Source organism: Flavobacterium sp. (assembly GCF_044377315.1).
GTDB lineage: Bacteria > Bacteroidota > Bacteroidia > Flavobacteriales > Flavobacteriaceae > Flavobacterium.
In genome coordinates, this window is the sequence record NZ_JBILJG010000025.1 from 14,622 (window position 1) to 41,607 (window position 26,986).

Sequence of the window (26,986 nt, forward strand, 5' to 3'; positions counted from 1 at the left end):
TGACTGATGGCAAGTTTTTTGTATAAATTTGCTTCATTAAACTTTAAAACTTTTTATAAAAATGAAAAAAATACTTTTAATTACTGTATTAGCGGCTTTCGGATTAACGACTGCTTCTGCGCAAACAAAAGCTGCAGCAAAAAAATCTAAGACTACTAAAACAATTACAACTACTAAAGGGGCTGTAGCTGCAGACTCTAAAAAAGAAGCTACTAAAGGAACTGGTGCAGGAATAGTTTTTGAATCTGAAACTATCGACTACGGAACAATTCAACAAAATGCTGATGGGAAAAGAGAATTTGTTTTGACAAACAATGGTGACAAACCGCTTATTATTTCTAATGCTCAAGGATCATGTGGTTGTACCGTTCCAACTTATCCAAAAGAGCCTATTGCTCCTGGTGCAAAAGCAGTTATTGGTGTAAAATATGACACCAATAGAACAGGATCTTTCCAAAAATCGGTAACTATTACTAGTAATGCAGAAGGTACAGCAACCAAAGTTTTGACAATTAAAGGTAATGTATTAGCTGATGAAACTAAAAAAGAAGAGCCTAAAGCTACTGAGTTAAAAGCTCAATAATTTTTGAAACATATTCATAATAAAAAACTTCCTGAATTTCAGGAAGTTTTTGTTTTTATATAAATTATTGATGAAAATTTCACACGGATTTCACTAATTTGCACGAATTAGATAAAACTAAATAAACACAGATTCCACAAATTTTCACAGATTTTATATTAATTTAGTTTACTCCACTTATTTAGGAATGTTTTCATTTCTTATTATAAAATCACTCTTTTGTATTTTAGGCTATCTTCTCCAAAATTAACAAGTAATCCTATTTTGTTTTTTGAAGCGGCTAAATAATTTAATGTTTGTTTAATTTCACTACTTGATAACTCTTGAATAGCTTTTAATTCTAATATGGTTTCATCGTAAACAGTGAAATCTGAGAAATAATATCTTGGAAGCATAATCTCTTTATACTCAATATTGTATTTTTTTTCTCTTTCGTATGGTATATGATTTATTTTAAATTAATATTCTAAAGCATCAGCATACACATTTTCGCTATGACCTTTTCCAAGAATTTTATGAACTTCCATGCAAAGTCCTATGATTTTATATGTTTCATCTTTTAAATAAAAATCTTCCATAAATAAATTTAATCTGTGAAAATCTGTGTAATCTGTGTTTAAAAATAGTTATGGTTTCTAAATTCATCTTCTTCATTGCTTACAATTCCCAAAGCTTCATAAACATATTTGAAAGTTGATAAAATTTCAGGTTTACCATTAATTAAAGCAACGTCGTGTTCAAAGTGCGCACTTGGTTTTCCGTCGGCGGTTAGAATTGTCCAACCGTCTTTTAGTTGTTTTACGTTTTTTGTTCCCATGTTTATCATTGGTTCGATGGCAACAACCATTCCTTCAACAAACATTTTTCCACGACCACGTTTCCCGTAATTTGGCATTTCGGGATCTTCGTGCATTTTGGTTCCCAAACCGTGACCAACCAATTCGCGAACAACTCCATAACCATGACTTTCGCAATATTTCTGAATGGCACTTCCAACATCTTCAACACGATTTCCTGCTCTAAATTCTCGAATTCCAACATACAAACTTTCTTTGGTAACTTGTAAAAGTTTTTTGACTTCAGGAGCAACTTCACCAATTTCAAAGCTGTAAGCATGATCGCCATAAAAACCATTTTTTAATGCTCCGCAATCTACCGATATAACATCGCCTTCTTCAAGAGGTTTGTTATTAGGAACTCCATGAACAACTTGCGCATTTGGACTTACACATAAAGTATTTGGAAAACCATATAATCCTAGAAATCCTGGAATGGCTCCATTATCTCTTATAAATTCTTCTGCAATTTTGTCTAATTGTAATGTTGTAACACCAGGTTTGATGATTTTGGCAACCTCACCTAATGTTTTAGAAACGATTAAAGCACTTTCTCGCATTAACTCAATTTCTTCTCTTGTTTTTGGGATAATCATTTTTCAAATTTTGTGAATGCAAAAGTAGTGAAAAGTGTTTAGTATTTAATAATGCGAATTTTGTAATTTGGATTTTGTATATTGTAATTTGTTTCTATATGAGTTTTATCATATTTTTTCAAAAATTACGATTTTAACTTTGCATTAAATTTAGTAGGCATGAGTAAATATGTTACCGCAGCAGAAGCTGTAAAAGTCGTAAAATCTGGAGATAGAGTTTATCTTCAAGCTGCAGCAGCAGCACCAACCATTTTAGCTAATGCATTGACAGAGAGATCGTCTGAATTGAGAAATGTTGAAGTCTGTCACCTTCATGTAGAAGGAGAGGCACGCTACGCCAATCCTGAATTAAGAGATAGTTTTCATGTGAATTCCTTTTTTATTGGAGCGAATGTTCGTCACACTTTAAAAGCAGGAAATGGCTCATACACCCCTGTTTTTTTGAGTGAACTACCTCATTTATTCCGTAAAAATGTTTTGCCGCTTGACGTTGCTTTTATTCATGTTTCGCCACCAGATAGACATGGTTATTGTTCGCTTGGAGTTTCTGTAGAAGCTACAGTTGCCGCAATCGAGAATGCAAAAATTGTTATTGCGCAGGTAAATTCGCAAATGCCAAGGACTTTTGGCGACGGAATTCTTCACGTTTCTGAAATTGATTATCTTGTTGAAGTTGATACTCCAATTTATGGTCACGATGTTGTTCCGTTTACTAAAGAAGAAGAAAAAATTGGAGGCTATATTGCATCATTAATTGAAGACGAAAGCACACTTCAAATGGGAATTGGTTCTATTCCAAACGCTGCTTTAAGCAAATTGACAAATCATAAAAATCTAGGTTTGCATACCGAAATGTTTTCTGATGGTATAATCGATTTGATTGAAAATGATGTTATCAATTGTAATTACAAAGGCACTTTACGCGGAAGAGTTTTGGCAACATTTTTAATGGGTTCAAAGCGTTTGTATGATTATGTAAATGACAATCCATTTATCGAAATGAAAGAATCTTCAATGGTTAATGATACAGCTCGAATCAGAAAAAACCCAAAAATGGTTGCTATAAATTCGGCAATTGAAGTTGATGTAACTGGTCAAGTTTGTGCTGATTCTATTGGTCCACAAATGTATTCTGGTGTTGGTGGACAAATGGATTTTATTCGTGGAGCATCATTAAGTCCTGGTGGCAAAGCAATTATCGCTTTGCCATCAACTACTAAAAAAGGATTGAGCAGAATTGTTCCTTTCTTAAAACAAGGGGCAGGAGTTGTAACAACACGTTCTCATGTTCACTATATCATTACAGAAAACGGAGTAGCCGATTTGTACGGAAAAACACTTCGTCAAAGAGTTGGAGAAATGGTTCGAATTGCACATCCAACCCATCAAGAAAGTATTGACAGACAATATTTTGAAATGCTAAATAATATGTAGTTTTCAATTGCCTCGAGTTTAAGCTCGAGGCAATTGAATTATTAATCTGGATTGGCCATGATTTTAAATAGTTCGGCATTCGAAATTAAATAACGATTTTCCAAACTCAATTCAGATAATTGAGAGCTTACCAAATTATTTTCTCTTGAATTGATTAAGAAAATAGAGCTTTCTCCAAACGAAAACAAACGCTCTTCTGAATTCAACATGGTGTTGTAGTCTTTGACCAAATCAGCAATTAACTTTCGTTGTCTTTCTAGCGAATTGATTTCGGTTTGTTGTGCATTAATTTTGTTTTTTAGCTGAACACGTTCTAAATCTAAATCGTATTGCGTATCTTGAATTTTGAATTTAGCCAACTGTAATCCGCCACGCTCTTTTCGCAGAAATAAAGGATAGCTAAAGTTTACGCCAACTTTATAGTTGTTAAAATTAGTGTCGTTCCAATAATTGGGTTCGGATAAATAATGATAACCTACATCAACCTTTGGTAGTAAACTGTTGGCTTTTAGTTTGCGTTCTACTTCTAAAATAGCCAATTTACTTTGTAATGAATTTATTTTTGGATGGTTTTCTATTGAAATAGTCTCCATCAAAAGTTCGTTTGTTTTTAACGTTTCTTTGATTGTGTTTTCTAGATTTTCTTCAGGAATAATTGTGTCTTGTAATTCTAAAGGAACATTGTTTTCAAGCCATAAAAAGTTAGATAATTCTAGTTTAGATTTTATTAATTTTAGTTGTGAATCTTCAAGACTAAGTTTTCTATTTCTTACAATAATCCCTGCTTCAACGCTATCTATTGCTGGTTTATCTCCGTTTTTTATTAGACTTGCTACACCTTCAAATCGTATGGCTGCATTTTTTAAATATTCAGAATATAACTGTACTTCGCTATAATTTCGTTTCCAATTGAAATAGGCGACAGATGCATTGTATAAAACTTCAATAGCTTGTAATTTTCGTTCGGCTTGACTTAATTGGATTTGGATTTTGGCTTTTCTTAAATCGGCCATTCTTTGGTTTATTAATAATCCTTGACCCAATGGAACTGTGATGCCAAGAGAAGTCAATCCTTGATTAGGGACTGTGTTTTCTGGATTTAAAAAAATTCCTTCGCTGTTGTCAAAACCTGCTTTTACTTCAATACCATACCAAGTTGGAATTTTGAAACTGCTGTTTAAAAGTGAAAAATATTGGCTGTCTTTGAATTGTTTTTTGTCGAAATCCACTTCTATTTTTGGATCAAATCCACCGCGCGCCATCATTAAATTGGCTTGTGCACTTGTTACCTCTAGGCTGGCGCTTTTTACCATGGGATGGTATTTTTTTACAAATCCCAAATACTCATTGTAGGTGAGTTCTTGAAGATTTTTATCTTGTGCTGTAACCCAAGTCGTTAATAGTAAAAATACTAGTGTTTTGAAATTCATTTTTGGTAACCTTTAGATTATTGATTAACCCTGATCTCGTCATTGTTGGAGCTCTTAACTTATTGTTTAAATAAGTTAAAGCGACTGACGAGAGCAGGAACATGGATTGCAAAAATGCGCAAGCCATTTGTTCCTAATAAATTATTTTTTCTCTTTTGATGTTTCACCTTTTGGTAAGTAATAATTGGGAGGAAAACCGTTTAGTGTTCGCCATAATTCAAACCAAATTGGTACATTTTCCAATAATGCCAATGTTTGCGCACCTGAACCAATACTAACTTGTTTTGGCCAAACTTCCTCTTTTTCATCTGGCGCAATTAAAACTCTAAATTTTCCGTTGGGAGAAATGAAATTTTCTATAGCTACAATTTTTCCGCCAAATGTTCCGTAACTCATATTGGGCCAGCCTGAGAAAATTATGGTAGGCCAGCCATCAAACCAAATTCTGACTTTTTCGCCTTTGTGAATTAAAGGTAAATCGGTAGGAGAAACATAGGTCTCTACTGCAATATCATATTTTGAGGGCATGATGCTTACAATTTGCGTTCCTTCTTTAATGGTTTCACCAAGTCCTGATTGGATAGCGCGGTTTACATAACCATCTTGCGGTGCTTTTATGTAATACATACCATTTCTAATTTGGTAATTTACATATTGATTTTGTAATTTATTAACTTGTGCTTCTGTATCATATTGGTTGCTTAAAGCTGTAAATTGGTCGCTTTGTGCTTTCGAACTCTTCTCTGCATATTCGGCGCTAATTCTGTTAATTTCAACTTTTGCATTAATTAATTCATTTTTACTGGCTAAAAGTTTGTTTTCTTGTGTGATGATTTTGGCATCTACCTCTTGTAATTTCAATCTTTTTTCTTCGACATCGGTTAACGGTTTTAATCCTTCTTTGTTTAATGTTACCGAACGATTGAATTGTGTGTTGGCAATTTTTATTTGCGTTTTTACAGCTTCCAAATCCATACTATCACTTTGAACTTTTAAAACTCCTTGACGGATTTTATTTTGGGCTTGTTGTAATTTTAAAATGCGTTCGTTTTCAATGGCATTTATTTGAGCTGAAAGCGAAGTTACTTTTCCACCATACGATTGGCCTGCCATTTTTTTAGCATCTACTTGACTTTTGGTATTTTGAACTAAATTGGGATCAAAGTAATCTTCTTTGATTTCGGAAATGAACAAAATAGTATCCCCTTTTTTTACAAAATCTCCTTCTTGAACATACCATTTTTCTATTCTACCTGCAATTGCCGATTGAATTGTTTGTGGTCTTTGATTTGGTTTTAGTGTAGTAACCGCACCTGAACCAGAAATGTTTTGCGTCCATGGAAGAAATAAAATTACAACTCCAATTAAGGAAACATAAATGATAATTTTGTTCAATATTTTGTAATACGGTCTATTAGCAAGACTTTTTACTGTACTATATTGATCAATATTTTCGGTTATTGGATTTTTTTTAGAAATATTTAGCATGGCAATTATTGTTTTGTGTCAGCAATTATTTTTCCTTCTTTCATTTTTATTTTTCTTGTACATTTTTGTTTCCAATAGTCATTTTTGGAAGATATAATTATGGTCCATTTGTTTTTGGCATCTGTAATAAAATCGATGATTTCTTTAGTTGCTTCTTCGTCCATTTTGTCTAAAGGATCTTCGAAAAACAATATTTTTGGTTTATTTACAATACTTCTAGCTAATAGAATTTTTTGTGCATTGGAAGAAGATAACTGTCGACCATCTGGAAAAATTTTAGTGTTTAATCCGTTTGGTAATGTTTTGATGTACGTGCCCAATTTTACGCTTTCAATTGCCCATTTTATATCTTCATGCGAAATTAAAGAGTTGTTGAACGTTATGTTTTCTAGAATAGTTCCTTCAAATGGAGTTTCGCCTTGAGTAATTGTTCCTATTTGCGAACGATATTGGGCTAAGTCAATTTTGCGATACGTATCGTCATTTATATAAAACGAACCTGATGTTGGTTGCATTGCACCCGATAAAATGCGCAAAAGTGTTGTCTTTCCTGAACCATTATCACCTTCAAGGTATATTTTTTCTGATTGATCAATTTTCAAATTTATTTTGTCTAAAACATCATCCATAGAATCTGGAAATTTGAATCTAAGATTTTCGGCCTCTAAGGTTATATTAGTAAAACAATAATCTTGATTTTTTATTTGTGCTTCTTCGATATTCAAATCTACTATTTCACCAATTTTTTCGACAGAAGTTAATACATCATATAGACTTTCTAAACCTACAATTAGTTTTTCAACAGAATTCAATACTAATAAAATGATGATTTCAGCAGCAACGAATTGTCCAATATTCATTTTTTGATTTAAAACTAAATATCCACCGATAAATAACAAACATGCCGTAATAATTACTTTAAAAACAATTAGTTGTGAAAATTGTCTTTTGATTATTTTGAAATGTTTTTCTCGGTAATTTAAATATTCATCTACCAAAATATTATTTTTATTTAAAGCAAAATCAAAGTTATCTTGTTTTCTAAAGCTAAAATTATTTCTAGCAATTTCTTGAAGCCAACTCGCTACTTTATATTTGTATTTTGATTCTTTCATACTTGAAGAAAGCCCTGAGCTATAAGAGAATTTAAAAATAGAATAGAGTAATACTATTAACAAAATTCCGAAGAAAATAAAAAATGGATGGTATAACGACAAGAGAATTATTCCGAATAGAATTTGTAATAAAGCTGTAGAAAAATCAATTAATAATTTTGAAGTTCCTTTTTGAATTGAAATAGTGTCGAAAAAACGATTGGCTAATTCTGGGGGATATTGATTATAAAGTTCTTCAAATTTAATTTTTGGCAAACGATAACTGAATTCGAATGACGAGCGTATAAATATTTTTTGTTGTAAGTTTTCTGTAATTCGTAGTTGCATTAATGATAAAATTCCAACTAATGCTACACCAATTACAACAATTACAACAAGAACTATCCATGAAATGCTTACTTGTCCTGCTTGAATTAAATTGATAATAGCTTGAATTCCTAACGGTAGCGATAGACTGACTAATCCAGCAAAAATAGCGTAAAAGAAAATTTGAGAAATATCTCTTTTATCCAATTTTAATAAATTAAAGAATCGTTGCAATGGCGTTTGACTCATAACTAATGTTTTAAGGTGTTTTCAACTAAATTGATGTAAAACTCTGTTGGTGAAATTGTTGCATTACAATTAGTAATTGTTTTTAAATGATCTTTTAAAAAATGTTGATGCAAAGCGCCTTCTACTATTGAAGAGGCTAAACTTTTTGCAAAAGCATAGTTTGGGTTTACCTCTGTTATCATTTCAATAATTCTATTAATTACTCTTTTATAAACAAGAAAAAATCCTTCTTTATTTTCTTCATCTACTTCTTTAGTAAGAAAAGTTTTTGTAAATTCCTGAATAATTATTTTGTTTAGTATTGCTTCATTTATATGCAATGTCGTTGAATCATCTTTCACTATTTCAGTTACAATGGTAATCCCCTTTTTTAATCGTTCCATAGGATTCGAAACATTGGTTGTGGCAAAAGCTAGTTTGTATTCAATCCAACCCCAATACCAAGAGGAAAGGTATAACAATAGTTTGTGTTTGCTTTCAAAATAACGATAAATAGAACTTTCATTCGAGCTTATTTTTTCACCCAATTTTTTGAATGTAAAGTTTTCAAAACCTATTTCATTTATTAGTAAAACACTTTGTTCAATGATTTTCTTTCCTAAATCTGATGTTTCAGGATTTTTTACGTACAATTTATCGTTTACCGAAATAATGATATTAGATAGTATGTTTTGCATTATATTAATTTTGTTTTGTGGTACTTTTTGATACTGTTTTCATCTGAATTACATCTACTAAAAAGGCAAATGCCATTGAAAAATAGATGTATCCTTTAGGTATTTCGAAATGGAACCCTTCTGCAATAAGTGAAACTCCAATCATCATTAAAAAACAAAGGGCTAATACTTTAAACGATTGATGTTTAGAAATAAATTCGCTGATTGGTTTTGATGCAAATAACATAATGACAACAGTTACAATTACAGCTGTGTACATTACCCAAAGTTCATCAACCATTCCAACTGCGGTGATAATTGAATCAACCGAGAATACTAAATCTAGAATAATCACTTCGCCTAGAAGTTTTCTAAAACTTCCTTTTTTTGGAAGTTCGGCTTCATGAGAATTTGCAATTTCTGTTTTGTGATAAATTTCTTTAGTACTTTTATATATTAAAAATAGCCCACCAAGAATTAAAATAATTCCTTTTCCTGTAAAGTCAGTTTCAAAAAGTGAAAATAATGTTTTATCGAGTTTTAATATCCACGAAATAAAGGCTAAAAGCACCAATCGCATCACCATAGCCAGACCAATTCCCCAAAAGCGCAGTTTGTTTCTTTGACTTTCTGGGAGTTTATCGGCAAGAATTGAAATGAAAATAATGTTGTCTATTCCTAGTATTACTTCTAGAGCAATTAAAGATAATAATGGTATTAAAGCGTCTATCATATTATTGAATTTTAGAAATTAATTTTAAATCCGAAATTTAGGTTTTTCATATCCTGTAATTTAGGGTCGATGTAGTTGTCTTTTAAATCAAGATATTTCAAATGGTTTAAAGTTTCCAATTTTGGAATTTCTTTAAAATTATTATTGTTTAAATGCAATGATTCTAAATTTTTAAATTGGAGTAATTCACTTGGTAAGGCAGATAGGTTGTCGTTTTCAAGGTGAAGTGATTTTAGTTTAGGTAATTTAGATAGAATAGAAAGTGTTTTAGGAAGATTCATATTCTTTTCGTCGTTCAAATAGATTTCTTCTAAATTGGTTAAATTAGAAAACTCTTCTGGTAAGTTTGTAAAGTCATTGTTACTTAAATCAATTGTTTTTAATGATTTAAGGTTTGATATGGCATCTGGAATTTCTTTTAAATGGTCATTTTTTAAACTTAAATATTCTAAGTTGATGAATTTTGCCCAATTTTCATTAGATAAATTTATATTTTGGTTGCTAAGATTTAATCGTACTACTTTTTCAGGTTCCTTTAGCGCATCATACAATGATGTATACTCTTTTGCCTTATCGTTATTTTGAGCAAAAGATGAACTCGAGAGCACTAGTAATAACACTAACGTGTGAATAATTCTTTTCATGATTACTATTGTTTAGTTTAAAACAACAAAAGTATGTGCAAATATAATAGTATTACTATTAATAATGAAATTTTAACTTTTATTTATTAAATTTAGAATAAAAAAAAAGACTCAAAAAAATGAATCTCTTTATAAAACATAACTTGTTTTTGTTTTTATAGCAACGAATGCTGTGTCATAACTGCTGGTTTTTCAATTCCCATTAATTCTAATATAGTAGGAGCGATGTCTCCTAAAACACCATCATTAATAGTTTTCAAATCTTTATCAACTAAAATAATTGGCACCGGATTCGTTGTGTGTGCTGTATTTGGAGAACCATCTGGATTCATCATAATTTCACAATTTCCATGGTCTGCAATGATTATAGTAGTGTAGTTGTTTTCTAAAGCAGTTTCTACCACTTCTTTTACGCAAGCATCAACGGCTTCGCAAGCTTTTATAGCGGCTTCCATTACACCTGTATGTCCAACCATATCACCATTGGCAAAATTTAAACATACAAAATCAACTTCACCTTTTTTAAGTTCTGGAACTAAAGCATCTTTAAGTTCGAAAGCACTCATTTCGGGTTGTAAATCGTAAGTAGCTACTTTTGGCGAATTTCTTAAAATTCTAGTTTCGCCTACAAACGGAATTTCTCTTCCACCAGAAAAGAAGAAGGTTACATGAGGATATTTCTCGGTTTCGGCAATTCTAATTTGCTTTTTACCTGCTTTTTCTAATACCTCTCCAAGGGTTTCTGTAATGTTGTTTTTATCATAAATTACATGAACATTTTTGTAAGTGTCATCATAATTAGTCATTGTAACATAGTACAAATTTATTTTGCGCATATTGAATTCGTGAAAATCTTTTTGCGATAAAGCTTCTGTTAATTCACGACCTCTATCGGTTCTAAAATTGAAGAAAATTACAACATCATCTTCTTCAATTTTCGCTAATGGATTTCCATTTTCATCCGTCATCACAATGGGTTGTATGAATTCGTCGGTAACATCATTAGCATAACTTTTTTTGATACTTTCAACTGAATTTGTAGATTTTTCTCCTTCAGAATTCACTACTAAATCGTAAGCTAGTTTTACTCTTTCCCAACGTTTATCTCTATCCATTGCATAATATCTACCTATAATTGTAGCGATTTTTGCTTTAGAGTTTTTTATATGATTTTCAAGATTTGCAATATCTGTTATTGCTGATTTTGGGTCGACATCTCGGCCATCGGTAAATGCATGAACAAATACTTTGTCTATTCCAAAATTTTGAGCGGTATCTAACAATTCGTATAAATGTGATGTATGTGAATGAACGCCGCCATTAGAAACCAATCCTAAAAAATGCACTTTTTTGTTATTTTCTTTAGCATATTTGAAAGCCTCAAGAAGTGGTTTTTCTTGATTCATAGTTTTGTTTTGAACCGCCAAATTTATTTTAGCTAAATCTTGATATACAATTCTACCAGCACCAAGGTTCATATGTCCAACTTCTGAATTTCCCATTTGACCTTCGGGTAAACCAACATTAAGACCGTCGGTTCGCAATTGAGCCGATGGATATTTTGTATATAAACTGTTTATGAATGGTATATTGGCATTGTCGATTGCCGATACTTTTGGGTCTGTAGATTTTCCCCAACCGTCAAGAATCATCAGAATTACTTTTTTGTTCATTGTGCTAGTATTTTACACAAAGATAAGCATTTGCAATTGCTCAAATTAAAAGTTAGGGGTAAATTTATTTGAAAAACAACGAAAACGATTTAGTGGTTTTGAAGAAAATTATTTTTTTGAAGACCAGTTTTTGGTTGAATTGTAATCGATAAAATAGCGAACACTTATGGAAAAAATATGATCAAGGTTTTGATGGTTCAATGATTTTTTTATGTTTGATTCAAATCTATTATCAACTCCAGTAAATTTATCTTCTTCGGTAACACTATTATTTCTATACAAAACACTAACTTGACTACCTGGCGCAAACCACCATGTATAGGATAAATCTAAATTCCAAGTATTGTAATTTCTGTTATATTCTTCGAGGTTAAAACCATTGGTTACTAGGCTTCCGTCATTTTGAAGAATGCTTATTCTATTGTAAGTTGCATGGGATAAATAATGCCGTAAAGAAAGGTTTAAGTTCATTACATTATTAAGCGAAAATTTACTTGTAATCGTGTTGTTAAAAGTAGTTCTGTCTCTTCTGCCCATAGAAATATCACTTGAATTAGTATCTACATTTGAAACAAACCCAATATCATTTTTTTGAGCTCTTATAAAAAAATCATAAATCAATGAAAATTTATCTGAAAAACGATAGCGTGGCATTATACTCATACTGTATGTAGCACGCTTATCTTCATTAAAAATAGTTACAGATGGATTTAAGTCAATAGCAAATTTTCTATTAAAGTTAGATGAAAAATAGATATAACTGTTAAAATATTTAGGAAGTGTAAGAAGCCGTGTTTCATTGAAAGAACGAGGCTCATAAAAATCGGAAACTTCTACAGGTCTAAAAGAAATTCCATAACCCAAATAATCATTTTTTCGACTAGTTGTATTTATGTTTGTTTCAAAAGTAAACTCTTGAACTCTTCCAGTTCTATTATCAAACTCTGAATAGGTAGTGTTGAAAATACTAAATTTGTTGAAATGTTTTGTAGGATTAAGAATTCTATAACTAAAATTGCCATAAAGAGCATGGTAATGAGTTAAAAAGTTAATTCCCATGTCATTAGGGTCAAATTTATCAGAAACATATTCTCCGCCTACCCCAAAACGGTATTTTCCAGCAGTTTCATTAAATTCTATATAAGATTTAGTTCCTGATTTATCTTCGGTGTCATTTACAGTACTATAATTATGATTTCCTTGAATTTGAAAAGAATTATTTTTGTTTCTCAAATCCCATATTAGTCCGGTAACATTTGCATCTCTAAACTCTCCGTTTCGGGTTACGTTTGTGTTAATTAGAGAAACTGATGAGTTTTGATTAAAACGTTTGTCAACCACAAGAATATTGTAGTTTGCCAATGGTTCTGAAACAGCAGTTCGATTTTCTCCAGTTATTTCATTATTTATTGAAGCCATTGTTTTTTCAGTTATTGCGTTCAAAAATCCAACTCCCAATCCATCTTTGGTTCTGCCAGAAATTTTTATAGCATTAAGCAAATTCACTTTAGAAGGGTTTTTAGTAAAGACTTCATTGTTATTGAGTTCAGGTGTTGTTGATGGTTCTCCACCAATTCTTCTAGAATAAAACAAATTTCCTTTGCTAAAAAGTTCTGTTCCTTCTGTAAAAAAAGGTCTGTTTTCTGCAAATTGTTGTTCGAAAGCCGTAAGATTTAATTCGACTTTATCAAAGGCGGTTTGTCCAAAATCGGGAATCAAAATTGCATCAAGTGTAAATGCATCATTAATACCATATTTAATATCCAATCCAACCTTGAACTCACTTTTAGTTTTTTGGTATTCGTTTGTATTAAGATACATGGATGAATAAGGAATAAAAAACAATCTTGTTGGCGGTTCTATATTTTCAATTCCTTCAAGTTGTCCTGCTTGAGTTGCTTCAGTTGGTATTTTGGTGTCAATTAGATTCCAAGTGTAATATTGTCTTTCGCGACGAAATTCTCTAAAAAGATTCAATCCCCAAGTTTGTTTTTTTTCCGAAGAAAATCGCAAGGCAGCATAAGGAATTTTCATTTCGACTGTCCAGCCAATAGCTGATATTTTTACTTTGCTTGCCCAAATTGCATCCCAAGAACCATCTTCTCCATTATCATTAGTGTACAAATAGTCTTTTTGAACTCCAGCTGCTGTTACATAAAATCTAAATTCTTGTTGTCCATCGTTAAAGCCATTAAAAAAAATTCCAAATTGGTCAGCAACTGCTTCTGCATCTCGATTCGATATTTCTTTTAAGATTTTATTTGGTTCGCTATCATATAAAGTAGCAGCAACATATATAGCTTCGTTACTGTATGCAATCTTCACTTCGGTTTTGCAATAATCAGCTTCAGGCTTACCATTGTCGGGATCGTATTTTACAAAGTTTTTTGCAATTGAGGCTGTTTTCCATATCTCCTCGTCAAAGACACCATCAATAGAAATTGTTTCACTTATAAATTGAGTTGTGTATATTTTTTTTTGACTTATTCCTGTAAAGTAGATAAAGAAAATACCAAATAGGAATTTTATGGATAAACGATTCATAAGTTGTTTTTAGGCGAGCAAAATTAGTTATTTTATCGAAATTTCCTACTCATTAAAGGGTATTTTGTTTGGCTTAGTTTTTGAAATTTAGAATAAAAATATATTTATTAAATAAAGCATATAACCGTTAAATTTTGTATTTAATCGATAAAAAAAACGATTGAAAAGTTTGCTGGTAGCAGTTAAGATTTTACATTTGGCGTCCCGATTCTATTAATATTTGAAAATATAACCTATCAAATTTAATTTGACTTTACTTTTTATATCAATTGCATTTTTGTCTTTTACTACTAAAAATTCTATTGTAAAAGAAATTATACCTGTTGAATTTTCTTCAATGACTTCATTAGATAAGATGCTATTTGTAAAAGATGTTTATAATAATCTTGAGACAAATAAAAATAATTTACCAAAATTAAAATTCTTTGAAAGAGGCTTGCTAGGTTTTTATGTTTTAAAAGAGCAAGGAAAAATCAGAAAAAACATTCTAACAAAGATGATTCTAACAAAAGTAGTTTAGGTTTTTTTGCAACTGATTAAACTTGTATTGGAAGTCACGGATATCGTTAAAACTTGACGGTTTAGAAAGAAGAATCAATCACAAAGTGAGAATGAGAGATATTGTGGTGCATGGAGCTCCTTATGTTTCTATGGATTATATGAAATATAATAAGAGTAAAATTCTCGATAGAAGTCATGGTTGTCCTGCTTTACCTCAAAAATTGAGTAAAAATAATATCAAGATTATCAAAAACAAATCATGTTTATTTATGCACCCGATAATTTGCATGCTAAGAAAAGTGAACTAATAGTATAAGTAAGTAAATAATTCAGAATCTCTACAGTATATATCTTCTCTAAACTGTAAAACTCCATTTTTTTGCCAAGCTGTCCAGTATAATTGATGAACGAAAACATCTTCTTTTACACTTAGTACTATTGTTTTTAATTCAGGATTAACAAACTTTTTGGGTGTAATTACTAAAAGTGGATTTTTTGCCAATCTTGCAGCATCTTTTTTTGCTTGTTCATTAAACTTTTCTCTTTTCAGTTTAATATAATGGTTGATATTGGTAGTATCTTGTATTTTTTCAAGAGGCCATTTTTCTCCATCATTAAGAATATATTCTGCCATTTCTAATGGCTTTTCAAGTCTTACACAGCCCGAACTTAATGCCCGATAAGTAAACTTGAAATAATCTCTATGATTAGTGTCATGAAGATAGACAGAATATTTGTTTTTGAAATTTATTTTCATCAACCCCAAGGCACTATTTCTTCCTGGTGATTGAACATAATGGTATTTGTTTGCGTCTTCTATTTTCCATTCCCATGGACTAATTTCTTGTTTTTTCCAATTATAAATTTTTAATTTATCCTTGTTAAATTTGTTTCTGTCTTTTATAGCATCAGGAAAAACATCTTCTGCCAAAATAGTGGGGGGTACTGTCCAATTAGGATTCAAATTTATAGTTGATATTTTAGACTCTAAAACGGGCGTTTGACGAGTTTTTTTGCCAACTACTACTCGTTGTTTTTGTGTTGTATCTCCGTCTTTTATAGCAACCAAACTATAATCTGGAATGTTGATTAATAAATAATTAGATCCAAAATCTTTTGCATACCAGCGCCATCTTTCTAGATTAACGCACACTTGATTAATACGTTGGTCTCTGGTAAAATTCAATACTTCGATTGTGCCTGCGCCAACAACGCCATCTGGATATAAACCATGTCTTTTCTGAAATTTCTTTACACCTGCAACGGTTTCTTTGTCATAAACATTCGATAATGAATCGGTAATTAATGCGTCTTTCCAATAGTTAATCTTTCTTTTTAGGAGTACAACGGCTTTGTATGATTTTCCCGGAATTAATTTGGGAGTTTTCGAATCAAAATTTTCAGTTTTAACTTTTGGATAAGCTCTAAGAATTTTTAAACTTTCTTTTAAGTTTTTATACATTGGATGACTTGGCTTACAGTTTTCGATAATGTGCTGAAAATCATTTTTATCAATACAATCTTTTAGAATCGAATTTACATCAACAATTTCCTCCTTCAAGTCATAATCATCATATATTACATGTGGATTTACTTTTCCTTTACTGATGTGGGAAATATAACTTTGCATGCTTTGCGTGAGCAATAAATCATAATTTACCAATTGCTCGTTGCTCAAATCATCGTAATTGCTTTCGTTTTTTTTAATTGAATTATACCAATAATCTATAGGGTTTAGCCCTTCATTTTCAGCATTTCCAATTTCTTGAAGTACAAAATTTCTGTGATTTTCCGATTGCCAAATGATTTCGTAATTGTTTTTTTTGTAAAAATCTATTAAAAGTTTGTTTTCGGTATTATTTAAAGCAACAGAATCAATCTTTATTTTGTCTTCCAATAGATTCAAATCAAAAAAAGAAGCATTATCTATAGAAACAATACCTTTGGTGGCTTTTTGACAACAAGTAATTGCGATAAGTAAAATAAATAGGTAAAGTTTATTCATAAGCAATTATGTTAACATTTTATACATTACATAATGGCTGCCAATACCATCAATAATAAAAGGATTTCCTTGTTTTGTGTAACCTAATTTTTCATAAAACTTAACAGCATTTTCTCTTGCATTGAACCAAATTAGATTGCCATTTTTTGTCAAAATATATTTTTCACAATAAAGAATCAACTCACGGCCAAAACCTTTTTGTTGAAAATCTTCTAAAACCGCCATTCCGCGAATTTGGTACTGATTTCCGACTACAAAAATATCGCTTTTATGTTGAAATATAGATACAATTCCTATTATATTTTTAGCAACAACTAACCCAAAATGCGTTGTAGTCTCCAAATCGTCTCCATCAAAACGGCAAGATTCTATAGGTTTTCCATGTCGCAACACAGCATTTCTAACTGTATAGGTCTGTTTTGAAGCAATTTTTTGAATTAATTTCATTGCGAAAATGTTTATAACAAATTAAAAATAAATCTTTTAGCCAAATCAAATATAAGAATCAAAATTTAGCTGTAAAAAAAACAAAAAAAAATTTGCATCCAAAGAAACAAATCTATTATATTTGCACTCACAAACGAAGTTCATGGAACTCCTTATAAAATAAGCGTTTTGTGAAATAAATGCGGAAGTAGCTCAGTTGGTAGAGCTCCAGCCTTCCAAGCTGGTTGTCGCGAGTTCGAGCCTCGTCTTCCGCTCTGCAAAAAACCTCTAATTAACGTTAGAGGTTTTTTTATTTTTTAAAGTTACTAACTCCAATCTCCCAAATCAGTTCCAGGCTCCAATTCCTCAGGCAATTTATTTTGTTGAAATAATCTTGCCGTAAGTTCGCCTTTCAAAACAATTTTGGTGCCTTTTACATCTAACCAACTTCCTTCTCTTAATCCCAAAACAGGTAAAGAATTGTAGGCGTGAAATTCTTTTATTCTAGTTTCACGGGTTTCGCCCATATGTTTGCTTTGCAAATCTGGGTCTAAATAATGCGGATTCAAATTAAAAGGAATCGCTCCTAATGTTTCAAAACTTGGCGGATAAACAATCGGCATATCATTGGTGGTTTGCATCGATACACCTGTAATATTACTTCCAGCACTTGTGCCAAGATACGGAGTTCCGTTTTCTATGGCTTTGGCTAAAACAGACATTACTTTGTTTTCATATAGTTGTGTTACCAATACAAAAGTGTTGCCGCCACCAGTAAAAATTCCTTCCGCATTTTCAATAGCTTCTGCAGGATTTTCAAATTCGTGTAGTCCTTTTACTTTTTTATTTATTTTAGCAAACGCTACACTGACTTTTTCTGTATATTCATCATGCGAAATACCGCTCGGCCTAGCATAAGGAATGAACAAAATAGTACTGCAAGAAGCAAAATGGTTTTCTAATGTAGGTATTAAATACTCAAGATATTCGCCACCATGAATGGTTGAGGTGCTGGCAATAAGTAGATTTTTCATTTTCGATTTAAAATTTCATCAAATTTACAAATTTATAATGAACCTTATTAGATCGAAAAAACTCATTTAAAGATTACTTTTTTTCAATGTAGGAATTAGTTTTACTATGCTTTATTAGCTTAATTTCCCTAATTATCTTAATGGTTTGAAATATTTTTTTAATTAATGACAGAGACGATTTCTTTAAATTAACAAAAAATTACAATTCTATTAGCTAATTATTTGCAAGATAAAACGATATTTTTACCGAAACAAATCAAACGAACTAACAGTGAAGCATTTTTACTTACAACTTATTTTTGTCTTGTTTCTAACTACAGTTTATGCTCAAGACGGAGCAACCTACCAAATAAAAGGAAAGGTAAATGCTGATATAAGCGATTTGGAAGGTATCAATGTTGAAAATGTAGAATCTGAAAAAACAACGGTAACCGATAAACAAGGTTATTTTTATATCAATGCTAAAATAGGAGAAACATTGGTTTTGTCTTCAATTCAATTAAAAAAAGTTTACAGAATTATTATTGAAAGCGATCTCGACAAAGAATTGATTTATATTTTAATGAGTTCCAAAACGATTGATTTGAAAGAAATTGTCATTGAAAAAAGCGAGATAAATGCCGTTTCAGCGGGAATTGTTTCTAAAAATCAAAAGACCTATACACCAGCCGAAAGAAAAGTTCGTACCGCAACAACAGGACTTTTAGACCCACTTTTAAACAAGATTTCTGGAAGAACAGAGATGCTTAAGAAAGGAGTAGCTGTGGAAAAAAATGAAAAAGCATTAGTAAGATTGGAATACCTTTTTGAAGAAAATTATTTTGTCGAAAAACTAAAAATTCCGCAAGAATTCGTCAAAGGATTTCACTATTATGCAGTTGAAAATATTGATTTACAGAATGCTTTAAAAGCTAAAAATAAAACATTAGCTAAGTTTTTGATGATTAATTTGTCAAAAGAATATTTACGAACCATTCAGCCCAAAGACTAATAGATATTATTAAAGCAAAAAAATAAAAGATTGCTCAATTTGGCTTAAGTGAATTTGCAGTTAAACACCCTGAAATGCTAGAAAGAAAGTAGCATAAAAAACTAAAACAATTTGTAAAAATTAGTGACCCGAGACCATAGGTCGAATTGACGAAGTAAATTTGCGCTTAAATTAAGAGAGTTTTATATTATAAGTTAAGGCATAGTCTTATATTAATAAATCGAAAAACAATTTATGAAAATTAGTGACCCGAGACCATAGGTCGAAATTGACGAAGTAAATTTGTGGTTAAAGAATTAAAGCAAAGTTTCCTAATAAATAATTATTTTTGAAAAATGAAAAAAGTTGGTTTAGTTCTTGCAATAGCTTTTTTGGTGTTTTCCTCTTTCGGATTACACAAATTTTACACGGCTATTTACCAAATAGAATTTGTGCCCAAAAAGAAGATGATTCAAATCACTACGCGAATTTTTATTGATGATTTGAATGAAGCTTTAGAAAAAAAATACAAGCAAAAAGTTTTTATTGCAACCAAAAACGAGTCACCACAAGATACTGAGTTGATAAAAAAATACTTCGCTGAAAAATTTCAAATTAAGGTAAATGGCAAAGTAAAACCAATGAATTTTGTAAGTAAAGAAGTAGAAGAAAATGTAGTTATTTGTTATCTTTCAATCAAAGAGATTTCTAAAATTAAGATGTTAGAGATAGAAAATTCAATCATTACCGAAGTTCACAATGAACAGCAAAACATCATTCAAGCCAATTTCAATGGCCAAAAACACAGTTTGCTTTTAACTTCTGAGACTATCAAAGGAATGTTAAAATAACATCTATTTTAGCACTTTAGATAAAAATAATTACTTTTATAGCTTCAAAAATTAAGGTATGAAAAAATTTCTTTTGGCATTAGTGCTATTTCCAAGTTTTATATTAGCTCAAGACCCTAGCCCAAAAGGCGAATTGGCAAAGCAAACTACAACCACAAAACCTAAAAGCGAAAAAAATCCAGATAAATTCAAACAGATGTATGATTTGTTGGCAACACCCAATATGTATCGTACAGCTTCTGGAGCACCAGGACCAGAATATTATCAGCAAAAAGCCGATTATAAAATTGACATCGAACTAGACGATAAAAATGCAAAATTAGCCGGAAAAGAAACCATTATTTATACCAATAACGCAAAGGAATCTTTAGATTATTTATGGTTGCAACTAGATCAAAACCAACAATCTCGTAAGTCGCTTTCGCCATTAGTTGATAGTAATGTGACTGATCCTGTATCTAGTCCAAAAGGATTTTCAAGAAAATACCTAGAAGAAGATTTTGATGGTGGTTTTAATATTGAATATGTAAAAGATGCACTCGGAAAACCAATGCAATACAGTATCAATCAAACTATGATGCGTATTGAGTTGCCAAAACCTCTTGCCAAAGGCGAAAAGATTTCTATTTCTATCAAATGGTGGTATAATATCAACAATTATCGTTTAGATGGCGGTCGTTCAGGTTATGAGCAATTTCCAGACGGAAATAGACTTTATGTTATAGCTCAATTTTATCCAAGAATGGCAGTGTATAACGATGTAGAAGGTTGGCAGAATCAACAATTTTGGGGTTCGGGTGAGTTTGCTTTGCCTTTTGGCGATTTTGAAGTAAACATCACCGTTCCAGCCGATCATGTTTTGGAAGCAACAGGAAATTTACTAAATAGAAGTGAAGTCTTTACTCCAACGCAACTAGCACGTTATGCACAAGCGGAAAAATCATTTGACAAACCTGTAATTGTGATAACACAAGCCGAAGCTGAAGTAACCGAAAAAGGATTTTCAGACAAGAAAAAAACATGGAAATTCAAAGCAGAGAATGTTAGAGATTTCGGAATTTCAACTTCTAGAAAATTTATTTACGATGCTATGGCGGTACAATTAGATTCTAAAACTGCTATGGCAATTTCACTTTATCCAAAAGAAGGAAATCCTCTTTGGGAAGAATACTCTACTCGAATTGTAGCACATACATTAAAAAGTTATTCAAATCATACATTTGATTATCCTTATCCAAAGGCGATTTCCATAAACGCTGAAGATCAAGGGATGGAATACCCAATGATTTGTTGGAATTGGGGACGACCAGAACCAGACGGAAAATATTCTGATAGGGTAAAACACGGAATGATAAGCGTAATTGCTCACGAAGTTGGACATAATTACTTTCCAATGATTGTCAATTCTGATGAGCGTCAATGGACTTGGATGGATGAAGGTCTTAATTCATTTTTGGAATATTGTGCTTTGATTGAATGGGATCCAAATTTTCCAGCCGATCGTGGTCCAGCCAAAAACATTGTGCCCTACATGAGCGGTGACGAAAAAGGATTAGAGCCTATAATGTCCAATTCAGAAAGTATCCGCCAATTCGGAAACAACGCATACGGTAAACCAGCGGCAGCCCTTAATATTCTTCGAGAAACCGTTATGGGAAGAGAATTATTTGACTATGCTTTTAAAACCTATGCAAATCGCTGGAAATTTAAACATCCTACTCCTGAAGATTTTTTCCGAACAATGGAGGATGCTTCTGCCTTTGATCTTGACTGGTTTTGGAGAGGATGGTTTTACACAACCGATAATGTTGATATGGGAATTAAAGAAGTAAAAAAATACTTTGTAAGTAATGACGAACCTAAAGAAGTGAAAGATTTTCTAAAAAATAGAAGACGACGCTATCGCATTGAAGGACCAATGGTTTATATGGTGTCCGAAGGAAGTGAAAGTTTCAAAGCTTCAATGGATAAGCCTTTTGAAATTAAAGATTCAAAATCATTGGAAACTTATATTAATGAAACATTTTCTAAAGAAGAACAAGCTAAATTGAAAACGCCTAAATATTTCTACCAAGTAACTTTTGACAAACCAGGCGGATTGGTAATGCCAATTATTGTAGAACTAACTTTTGAAGACGGAACCACAGAAACGCACCGTTTTCCAGCGCAAATATGGCGAATGAACGATAAAGAAGCCAACCGAACTTTTGCAACCGATAAAAAAGTAACCAAAATTGTACTCGATCCAAAAGAAGAAACAGCCGATGTAGATTTGACCAATAATACTTGGCCAAAACAAGAAATAAAATCAAAATTTGACTAACAATTTTGTAACTTTGCAAAGCTAATTTTAATACAAAAAAATTATGTTTGGAATAGGTGGAGGAGAAATGATTTTTATAATTTTCATTGCCTTAATGCTTTTTGGTGCTGACAAAATACCAACTATTGCACGTACTCTTGGGAAAGGAATGGCGCAACTTAAAAACGCCACTAACGAAATTAAAACGGAGATTCAAAAAAGCGCCGAAGCCAATGGTTTGGATACTTCTATAAAAGACTTAACAAGTGGTTTTAACACTGAAATTGAAACTATAAAAGAAAATCTTGCCGCAAAGGAAATCAATCCTTTTAATGATGTCAAAGAATCTATTGACGATTTAACTGGGCCAATAAAACGTCAACTATAATGCTCGAAAAAATAATTTCACTCGATAAAGAACTTTTTCTTTTTCTTAACGGATTAGGTTCGCCTGCTTTTGATTTTTTATGGCAGTTTATTACCAAACAAGTTAATTGGACGCCTTTTTTTCTGCTGGTTTTCTATCTTATTTATAAAAAATTGGGACTTAAAAACCTTGGAATAATAATCTTATTCATCGCTTTTTTAATTCTTATTTGTGATCAAACAGCGAATCTTTTTAAATATACTTTTGAACGTCTTAGACCTTGCAACGATTTGCAAATTAAAGATAGTATCAGAGTTGTAAAACAGAGCGATACTTTCAGTTTCTTTTCTGGCCATGCTACCAATTCAATGGCTACTACCGTATTTGTATATTTGATAATGAGAAAACATTACAAACACATTTACTTATTGTTTTTATTTCCATTAATATTCGCTTATAGCCGAATTTATCTAGGATTGCATTTTCCAGGTGATATTTTGGCGGGTTATACTTTTGGAGCGACTTCCGGATTTCTTTTTTACAAAGTTTATCAAAAGAAAATTCAAGCTTAGAATTACTATTTGTAACATTTGATACAAATTACAATTTATTTTCATTGTAGTTTCGTTGCATGAAATATTTTGCAATCTTGTTTTGTCTCTATTTTAATACTTTAACTATTCTTCCTACTGTTAAAGTTATCAAGATGCAATTGTCCAATAAACAAAAAAATTCTTGTAATAAAACTAGTTCTGATTGCGAACCTGACAAAGGTTGTGAAAAAGAAAAATGCTTGTTAAGTTACAGTTTGAATAGCCCAACTTTTTTGGTTTTTCAAACAAATTATTCTTTTGTAATCAATAAAATTTTCATTCCTAAAAAAAAGAATATTCTTTATCACAAAAATTTAATTTCCAATTACAACACTGCCATTTGGCAACCACCAGAAATACTTTTAATGTATTAAATCAAAGTAATTTAGTTAATTACTATAAATCAATTTAAAAATTTAAATCAAATAAAAAATGAACAAATTCCTTTCAATAATAGCAATAGTAACTTTCTTATTTTCAGTAAATGGTAATGCTCAACAAGAGCCAATACAGAAAAAAGGAAAAGTTAAAACAGAAAAACCTTGCGCTGCAGGTGAAAAAAAAGCATGTTCTACTGATGAGAAAAAATCATCTGGAAGCGTTAGTAAAAAAGCAAGCGGATGTTGTTCTTCTAAAAAATAGAAAACAATATAAGCAGTAACATTTTATAGTAATAGTGTATAGTGTCAGTTTTAAATTGACACCATACGACTATTGTTAACCCTTAATATTTATAAAAAATGAAAGCATTATTTAAAATTGTATTTTTAGTATTCTCAAGTTTTGCCATTTCGCAAACTACATTTGACTATCAGATACAATTAACCCCAAAAACGATTCCAAATTTTCCAGGAATTCATTCCTATGCCTTTGCACAACATAACGGAAAATGGTTAATAATTGGCGGCAGAATAGACGGGATTCATGCACGCCAACCTTTTAACGCTTTTCCAGCTGCAAGTAATAATACTAATATTTTTGTGGTTGATATTACTACTAACCAGTTTTGGTCGGCTTCGGTAAATTCATTATTTACACCATTAAAAGAGCAGCTTCAAGCAACAAATTTCAATTTTTATCAAGACGATAATACTTTGTATCTCATCGGAGGGTATGCTTATTCTGTAACCGCTAATAATCATATTACGTTTAATAAATTGACTTCTGTTGATGTGCCAAATTTGATAAATGCAGTTGTGAGCGGTTCATCAATTACTAGTTATTTCAAACAAATTACCGATGAGAATTTTGCAGTTACAGGCGGGCAATTAGGTAAAATTGAAAATACATTCTATCTTGTTGGAGGTCATTGTTTTGACGGACGCTATAACCCAATGAATAACCCAACTTTTACCCAAACATACACTAATGGGATAAAAAAATTCAATATTTATAATTCAGCAACACAATTGAGTATTTCTAATTATGAATTGATTTCTGATGCGGTTCATTTACATCGAAGAGATTACAATTTATTACCTCAAGTTTTTCCAAATGGAGAATTAGGCTATACAATTTCTTCTGGAGTTTTTCAAATAAATGTTGATCTACCTTTCTTATATCCTGTTGATATCAAAGAATCAGGTTATTTTCCGCAAACAACTTTTAATCAATATTTAAGTAATTATCATAATGCAAAATCTTGCTTGTATGATGCGACTACCAACCGAATGCATAATTTGTTTTTTGGCGGAATGAGCCAATATTATTACAACGGAACCACTTTGGTTCAGGATAATACGGTTCCTTTTGTTAACACCATTAGCCGAACTACTCGTTTTGCTGACGGAACTTTGCAAGAATATCAAATGCCAGAAACTATGCCAGCTCTAAAAGGGACTGGTGCAGAGTTTATTCCAAATAAATTATTGCCGCATTTTTCTAATGAAGTTATAAAGTTAGACCAAATCACGGAAAATGAATTTGTAATTGGTCATATAGTTGGCGGAATTTATAGCCCGACAACTAGTCCCTTTACTAATAATCAAACTAGTACAACTTCTGCAAATGCTACAATTTATGAAGTCAAATTGATAAAAAATCTTTCTCTTTCTGTTTATGAAATTGATGGAAAAAATCCGTTTTCTATGACCGTTTTTCCTAATCCTGCGCAAAACGGAAAAGTAAAAATCAATTTTAATATGGCGTACGCAACAACAATTGATTATTTCATTACTTCACTTGATGGTAAAGTTATTTCTGATGGCGAAATTTTAGATGCAAAACAAGGTGAGAATTATATTGATTTCGAATTAGATGTAGCTCCTAATCAAACGGTTATAGCAACTTTTGTATTTAATGATAAATTTTATGTTTCTCAGAAGGTACTAGTTAACTAAATAAATCATACTATTTATTCAAAAAGCGTTCAAGAAATTGGACGCTTTTTTTAGTAACATTAGTTACTCTGTAACATTTGTAACTGTATAGTCATTTTTGCAGTTCTACTTTTGCTTCATAATTCAGATATAAAATTATGAAGAAAATAAGTTACATCATTTTTACAGGAACAATTTTGAGTTCGGTCTTTGGTTTTAGTCAAGACACTTTGGCTATTTCCAAAAGTGAATTAGTACAAAAAATCGTTGAGAAGAATTTACAAATAAAAATTGCCGAAAAAACCTATCAATCGGCAAAGGCAGATTACAATCAATCCAATGCACTCTTTTTACCTAACATCAATGTGTCACACACCGGAATTTCAACTACAAATCCATTAATGGCATTTGGTTCAAAATTAAATCAAGAAATTTTAACAGCTTCCGATTTTAATCCAGCGTTATTAAATGACCCTGCCAAAACACAAAATTTTGCAACCAAGTTTGAAATTCAACAACCTCTTATTAATATAGATGGTTTTTATGGAAGACAAGCCGCTAAAGCCAAAATGGAGGCGTTTCAATTACAAACCGAACGCACTAAGGAATATTTAGAATTAGAAGTTTCTAAAGCATATATGCAATTACAATTAGCATATAAAGCCGTTAAAGTTTTAGAAAAAGCAAACACCACCGGAAAAGCCAATTTGAAATTAGTAGAAAATTATTTCAAACAAGGTATGTTGCAAAAAACTGATTTGTTAAACGTACAAGTTCGTGTAAATGAAATTGCCAATCAGTTGCAATATGCAAAAAGTAATGTGCAAAATGCTTCAGATTATTTAGGGTTTTTATTAAACGAAGACACGCAAGGAAAAGTGTATAAACCATCTGAAGCGTTAGAAAACACCATTTCAATTGAACCTATAAATACTACTTTATCCGAAAACAGAAAAGACATTCAAGCGATGAGTAAATCTTCTGAAGCGTATGCAAAAATGTTACAATCTTCAAAAATGACGTTTTTACCAAGATTAAATGCTTTTGGAAGTTATGAAATGTACGACGCAACTGTTTTAGGAACATCGGCAAAAGGCTATTTAGTTGGCGCTCAATTATCTTGGAATATTTTTGATGGTTACAAATCTATTGGAAAATATGAAAAAGCAAAAGCCGAATCTCAAAAAGCTGATGTAGAAAAAGAACAATATACGAAACAAAGTCAATTGGAATTAAACAAAACAAATCGCCAATTATTAGATTCGGAAAACAAAGTTAATTTATCGCAATTGGCTTTCGAGCAATCGCAAGAAGCGTTCAGAATTAGACAAA

24 protein-coding genes, 1 tRNA gene and 1 pseudogene are annotated in these 26,986 nt (G+C 31.4%); 13 read left to right on the forward strand and 13 right to left on the reverse strand.

Translation table 11 applies throughout. The annotated features are described in order from the left end of the window. Positions 1-61: 61 nt before the first annotated feature. Complete coding sequence (locus tag ACIQ66_RS08830; protein ID WP_396212437.1) at positions 62-583, forward strand: DUF1573 domain-containing protein; 522 nt, start codon at positions 62-64, stop codon at positions 581-583. Between the two features lie 203 nt (positions 584-786). Here ACIQ66_RS08830 and ACIQ66_RS08835 read toward each other — a convergent pair. Further along, positions 787-1,161: pseudogene (locus ACIQ66_RS08835) on the reverse strand (GxxExxY protein). 38 nt (positions 1,162-1,199) lie between these two features. After that, positions 1,200-2,015 carry a type I methionyl aminopeptidase gene (gene map / locus ACIQ66_RS08840; protein ID WP_396212438.1) on the reverse strand — a complete coding sequence of 272 codons (816 nt, stop codon included), beginning with the start codon at positions 2,013-2,015 and terminating at the stop codon, positions 1,200-1,202. Positions 2,016-2,174: 159 nt separating this feature from the next. Between map and ACIQ66_RS08845 the strand changes: the two genes are divergently transcribed. Further along, a complete protein-coding gene (locus ACIQ66_RS08845) occupies positions 2,175-3,449 on the forward strand; it encodes an acetyl-CoA hydrolase/transferase family protein (protein WP_396212439.1) in 1,275 nt (424 codons plus the stop codon). Positions 3,450-3,490: 41 nt separating this feature from the next. Here ACIQ66_RS08845 and ACIQ66_RS08850 read toward each other — a convergent pair whose 3' ends face one another. The 8 genes from ACIQ66_RS08850 to ACIQ66_RS08885 all read right to left on the reverse strand — a co-directional run bounded on the left by ACIQ66_RS08850 (position 3,491) and on the right by ACIQ66_RS08885 (position 14,287). Continuing rightward, positions 3,491-4,879, reverse strand: coding sequence for a TolC family protein (locus ACIQ66_RS08850; RefSeq protein ID WP_396212440.1), 1,389 nt, complete (start codon positions 4,877-4,879; stop codon positions 3,491-3,493). A 141-nt stretch (positions 4,880-5,020) separates the two neighbouring features. Further along, positions 5,021-6,367, reverse strand: a complete 1,347-nt coding sequence (locus ACIQ66_RS08855) for an HlyD family secretion protein (RefSeq protein WP_396212441.1) — start codon at positions 6,365-6,367, stop codon at positions 5,021-5,023. A gap of 5 nt (positions 6,368-6,372) precedes the next feature. Next, positions 6,373-8,037, reverse strand: coding sequence for a peptidase domain-containing ABC transporter (locus ACIQ66_RS08860; RefSeq protein WP_396212442.1), 1,665 nt, complete (start codon positions 8,035-8,037; stop codon positions 6,373-6,375). A gap of 2 nt (positions 8,038-8,039) precedes the next feature. Beyond that, positions 8,040-8,714: a TetR/AcrR family transcriptional regulator gene (locus ACIQ66_RS08865; RefSeq protein WP_396212443.1), complete on the reverse strand. Its 675-nt coding sequence runs from the start codon at positions 8,712-8,714 to the stop codon at positions 8,040-8,042. Positions 8,715-8,718: 4 nt separating this feature from the next. Then, complete coding sequence (locus ACIQ66_RS08870) at positions 8,719-9,426, reverse strand: TerC family protein (RefSeq protein WP_396212444.1); 708 nt, start codon at positions 9,424-9,426, stop codon at positions 8,719-8,721. 11 nt (positions 9,427-9,437) lie between these two features. Then, positions 9,438-10,070, reverse strand: a complete 633-nt coding sequence (locus ACIQ66_RS08875) for a leucine-rich repeat domain-containing protein (protein ID WP_396212445.1) — start codon at positions 10,068-10,070, stop codon at positions 9,438-9,440. Positions 10,071-10,225: 155 nt separating this feature from the next. Next, complete coding sequence (gpmI, locus tag ACIQ66_RS08880; protein WP_396212446.1) at positions 10,226-11,743, reverse strand: 2,3-bisphosphoglycerate-independent phosphoglycerate mutase; 1,518 nt, start codon at positions 11,741-11,743, stop codon at positions 10,226-10,228. A gap of 108 nt (positions 11,744-11,851) precedes the next feature. Continuing rightward, on the reverse strand, positions 11,852-14,287 hold the full coding sequence (locus ACIQ66_RS08885; RefSeq protein WP_396212447.1) for a DUF5916 domain-containing protein: 2,436 nt from the start codon (positions 14,285-14,287) through the stop codon (positions 11,852-11,854). A 277-nt stretch (positions 14,288-14,564) separates the two neighbouring features. Here ACIQ66_RS08885 and ACIQ66_RS08890 point away from each other — a divergent pair, with 277 nt between their 5' ends. Further along, on the forward strand, positions 14,565-14,807 hold the full coding sequence (locus ACIQ66_RS08890) for a hypothetical protein (protein ID WP_396212448.1): 243 nt from the start codon (positions 14,565-14,567) through the stop codon (positions 14,805-14,807). Positions 14,808-14,829: 22 nt separating this feature from the next. Beyond that, positions 14,830-15,096 carry a murein L,D-transpeptidase catalytic domain-containing protein gene (locus ACIQ66_RS08895; RefSeq protein WP_396212449.1) on the forward strand — a complete coding sequence of 89 codons (267 nt, stop codon included), beginning with the start codon at positions 14,830-14,832 and terminating at the stop codon, positions 15,094-15,096. Here ACIQ66_RS08895 and ACIQ66_RS08900 read toward each other — a convergent pair. Both ACIQ66_RS08900 and ACIQ66_RS08905 read right to left on the reverse strand, forming a co-directional pair. Further along, positions 15,093-16,793 (reverse strand): murein L,D-transpeptidase, encoded by a 1,701-nt coding sequence (locus tag ACIQ66_RS08900; RefSeq protein ID WP_396212450.1) that lies wholly within the window; start codon positions 16,791-16,793, stop codon positions 15,093-15,095. The two genes, ACIQ66_RS08895 and ACIQ66_RS08900, sit on opposite strands and share 4 nt — an antisense overlap. 6 nt (positions 16,794-16,799) lie before the next feature. Beyond that, positions 16,800-17,240: a GNAT family N-acetyltransferase gene (locus tag ACIQ66_RS08905; RefSeq protein WP_396212451.1), complete on the reverse strand. Its 441-nt coding sequence runs from the start codon at positions 17,238-17,240 to the stop codon at positions 16,800-16,802. 181 nt (positions 17,241-17,421) lie between these two features. Between ACIQ66_RS08905 and ACIQ66_RS08910 the strand changes: the two genes are divergently transcribed. Next, positions 17,422-17,494: transfer RNA gene (locus ACIQ66_RS08910), tRNA-Gly, on the forward strand. A gap of 51 nt (positions 17,495-17,545) precedes the next feature. Here the strand turns inward: ACIQ66_RS08910 and pepE are convergent. Then, complete coding sequence (gene pepE / locus ACIQ66_RS08915) at positions 17,546-18,253, reverse strand: dipeptidase PepE (RefSeq protein WP_396212452.1); 708 nt, start codon at positions 18,251-18,253, stop codon at positions 17,546-17,548. 271 nt (positions 18,254-18,524) lie between these two features. On the opposite strand from pepE, the gene ACIQ66_RS08920 reads away from it, so the two are divergent. From ACIQ66_RS08920 to ACIQ66_RS08955, 8 genes are all read left to right on the forward strand, one after another. After that, positions 18,525-19,244 (forward strand): hypothetical protein, encoded by a 720-nt coding sequence (locus ACIQ66_RS08920; RefSeq protein ID WP_396212453.1) that lies wholly within the window; start codon positions 18,525-18,527, stop codon positions 19,242-19,244. A gap of 335 nt (positions 19,245-19,579) precedes the next feature. Further along, entirely contained in the window at positions 19,580-20,074 is a 495-nt protein-coding gene (locus tag ACIQ66_RS08925; protein WP_396212454.1) for a DUF6702 family protein, read from the forward strand. Positions 20,075-20,132: 58 nt separating this feature from the next. Then, positions 20,133-22,397, forward strand: coding sequence for a M1 family metallopeptidase (locus ACIQ66_RS08930; protein WP_396212455.1), 2,265 nt, complete (start codon positions 20,133-20,135; stop codon positions 22,395-22,397). A 43-nt stretch (positions 22,398-22,440) separates the two neighbouring features. After that, positions 22,441-22,764: a twin-arginine translocase TatA/TatE family subunit gene (locus ACIQ66_RS08935; RefSeq protein ID WP_396212456.1), complete on the forward strand. Its 324-nt coding sequence runs from the start codon at positions 22,441-22,443 to the stop codon at positions 22,762-22,764. Beyond that, positions 22,764-23,315 carry a phosphatase PAP2 family protein gene (locus tag ACIQ66_RS08940; protein WP_396212457.1) on the forward strand — a complete coding sequence of 184 codons (552 nt, stop codon included), beginning with the start codon at positions 22,764-22,766 and terminating at the stop codon, positions 23,313-23,315. Before ACIQ66_RS08935 ends, ACIQ66_RS08940 begins: the two co-directional genes overlap by 1 nt. Positions 23,316-23,768: 453 nt before the next feature. After that, complete coding sequence (locus ACIQ66_RS08945) at positions 23,769-23,978, forward strand: hypothetical protein (protein WP_396212458.1); 210 nt, start codon at positions 23,769-23,771, stop codon at positions 23,976-23,978. Between the two features lie 98 nt (positions 23,979-24,076). Then, positions 24,077-25,675, forward strand: coding sequence for a hypothetical protein (locus tag ACIQ66_RS08950; RefSeq protein WP_396212459.1), 1,599 nt, complete (start codon positions 24,077-24,079; stop codon positions 25,673-25,675). 137 nt (positions 25,676-25,812) lie between these two features. Then, positions 25,813-26,986 (forward strand): TolC family protein (locus tag ACIQ66_RS08955; protein WP_396212460.1); only part of this gene is annotated, 1,174 nt, incomplete at its 3' end.

What these genes read in the sequence shown, in the direction of transcription:
- ACIQ66_RS08830 (WP_396212437.1), top strand. Translation starts at nt 62, where the DNA reads ATGAAAAAAATACTTTTAATTACTGTATTAGCGGCTTTCGGATTAACG.
- map (WP_396212438.1), bottom strand. Translation starts at nt 2,015, where the DNA reads ATGATTATCCCAAAAACAAGAGAAGAAATTGAGTTAATGCGAGAAAGT.
- ACIQ66_RS08845 (WP_396212439.1), top strand. Translation starts at nt 2,175, where the DNA reads ATGAGTAAATATGTTACCGCAGCAGAAGCTGTAAAAGTCGTAAAATCT.
- ACIQ66_RS08850 (WP_396212440.1), bottom strand. Translation starts at nt 4,879, where the DNA reads ATGAATTTCAAAACACTAGTATTTTTACTATTAACGACTTGGGTTACA.
- ACIQ66_RS08855 (WP_396212441.1), bottom strand. Translation starts at nt 6,367, where the DNA reads ATGCTAAATATTTCTAAAAAAAATCCAATAACCGAAAATATTGATCAA.
- ACIQ66_RS08860 (WP_396212442.1), bottom strand. Translation starts at nt 8,037, where the DNA reads ATGAGTCAAACGCCATTGCAACGATTCTTTAATTTATTAAAATTGGAT.
- ACIQ66_RS08865 (WP_396212443.1), bottom strand. Translation starts at nt 8,714, where the DNA reads ATGCAAAACATACTATCTAATATCATTATTTCGGTAAACGATAAATTG.
- ACIQ66_RS08870 (WP_396212444.1), bottom strand. Translation starts at nt 9,426, where the DNA reads ATGATAGACGCTTTAATACCATTATTATCTTTAATTGCTCTAGAAGTA.
- ACIQ66_RS08875 (WP_396212445.1), bottom strand. Translation starts at nt 10,070, where the DNA reads ATGAAAAGAATTATTCACACGTTAGTGTTATTACTAGTGCTCTCGAGT.
- gpmI (WP_396212446.1), bottom strand. Translation starts at nt 11,743, where the DNA reads ATGAACAAAAAAGTAATTCTGATGATTCTTGACGGTTGGGGAAAATCT.
- ACIQ66_RS08885 (WP_396212447.1), bottom strand. Translation starts at nt 14,287, where the DNA reads ATGAATCGTTTATCCATAAAATTCCTATTTGGTATTTTCTTTATCTAC.
- ACIQ66_RS08900 (WP_396212450.1), bottom strand. Translation starts at nt 16,793, where the DNA reads ATGAATAAACTTTACCTATTTATTTTACTTATCGCAATTACTTGTTGT.
- ACIQ66_RS08905 (WP_396212451.1), bottom strand. Translation starts at nt 17,240, where the DNA reads ATGAAATTAATTCAAAAAATTGCTTCAAAACAGACCTATACAGTTAGA.
- pepE (WP_396212452.1), bottom strand. Translation starts at nt 18,253, where the DNA reads ATGAAAAATCTACTTATTGCCAGCACCTCAACCATTCATGGTGGCGAA.
- ACIQ66_RS08925 (WP_396212454.1), top strand. Translation starts at nt 19,580, where the DNA reads ATGAAAAAAGTTGGTTTAGTTCTTGCAATAGCTTTTTTGGTGTTTTCC.
- ACIQ66_RS08930 (WP_396212455.1), top strand. Translation starts at nt 20,133, where the DNA reads ATGAAAAAATTTCTTTTGGCATTAGTGCTATTTCCAAGTTTTATATTA.
- ACIQ66_RS08935 (WP_396212456.1), top strand. Translation starts at nt 22,441, where the DNA reads ATGTTTGGAATAGGTGGAGGAGAAATGATTTTTATAATTTTCATTGCC.
- ACIQ66_RS08940 (WP_396212457.1), top strand. Translation starts at nt 22,764, where the DNA reads ATGCTCGAAAAAATAATTTCACTCGATAAAGAACTTTTTCTTTTTCTT.
- ACIQ66_RS08945 (WP_396212458.1), top strand. Translation starts at nt 23,769, where the DNA reads ATGAACAAATTCCTTTCAATAATAGCAATAGTAACTTTCTTATTTTCA.
- ACIQ66_RS08950 (WP_396212459.1), top strand. Translation starts at nt 24,077, where the DNA reads ATGAAAGCATTATTTAAAATTGTATTTTTAGTATTCTCAAGTTTTGCC.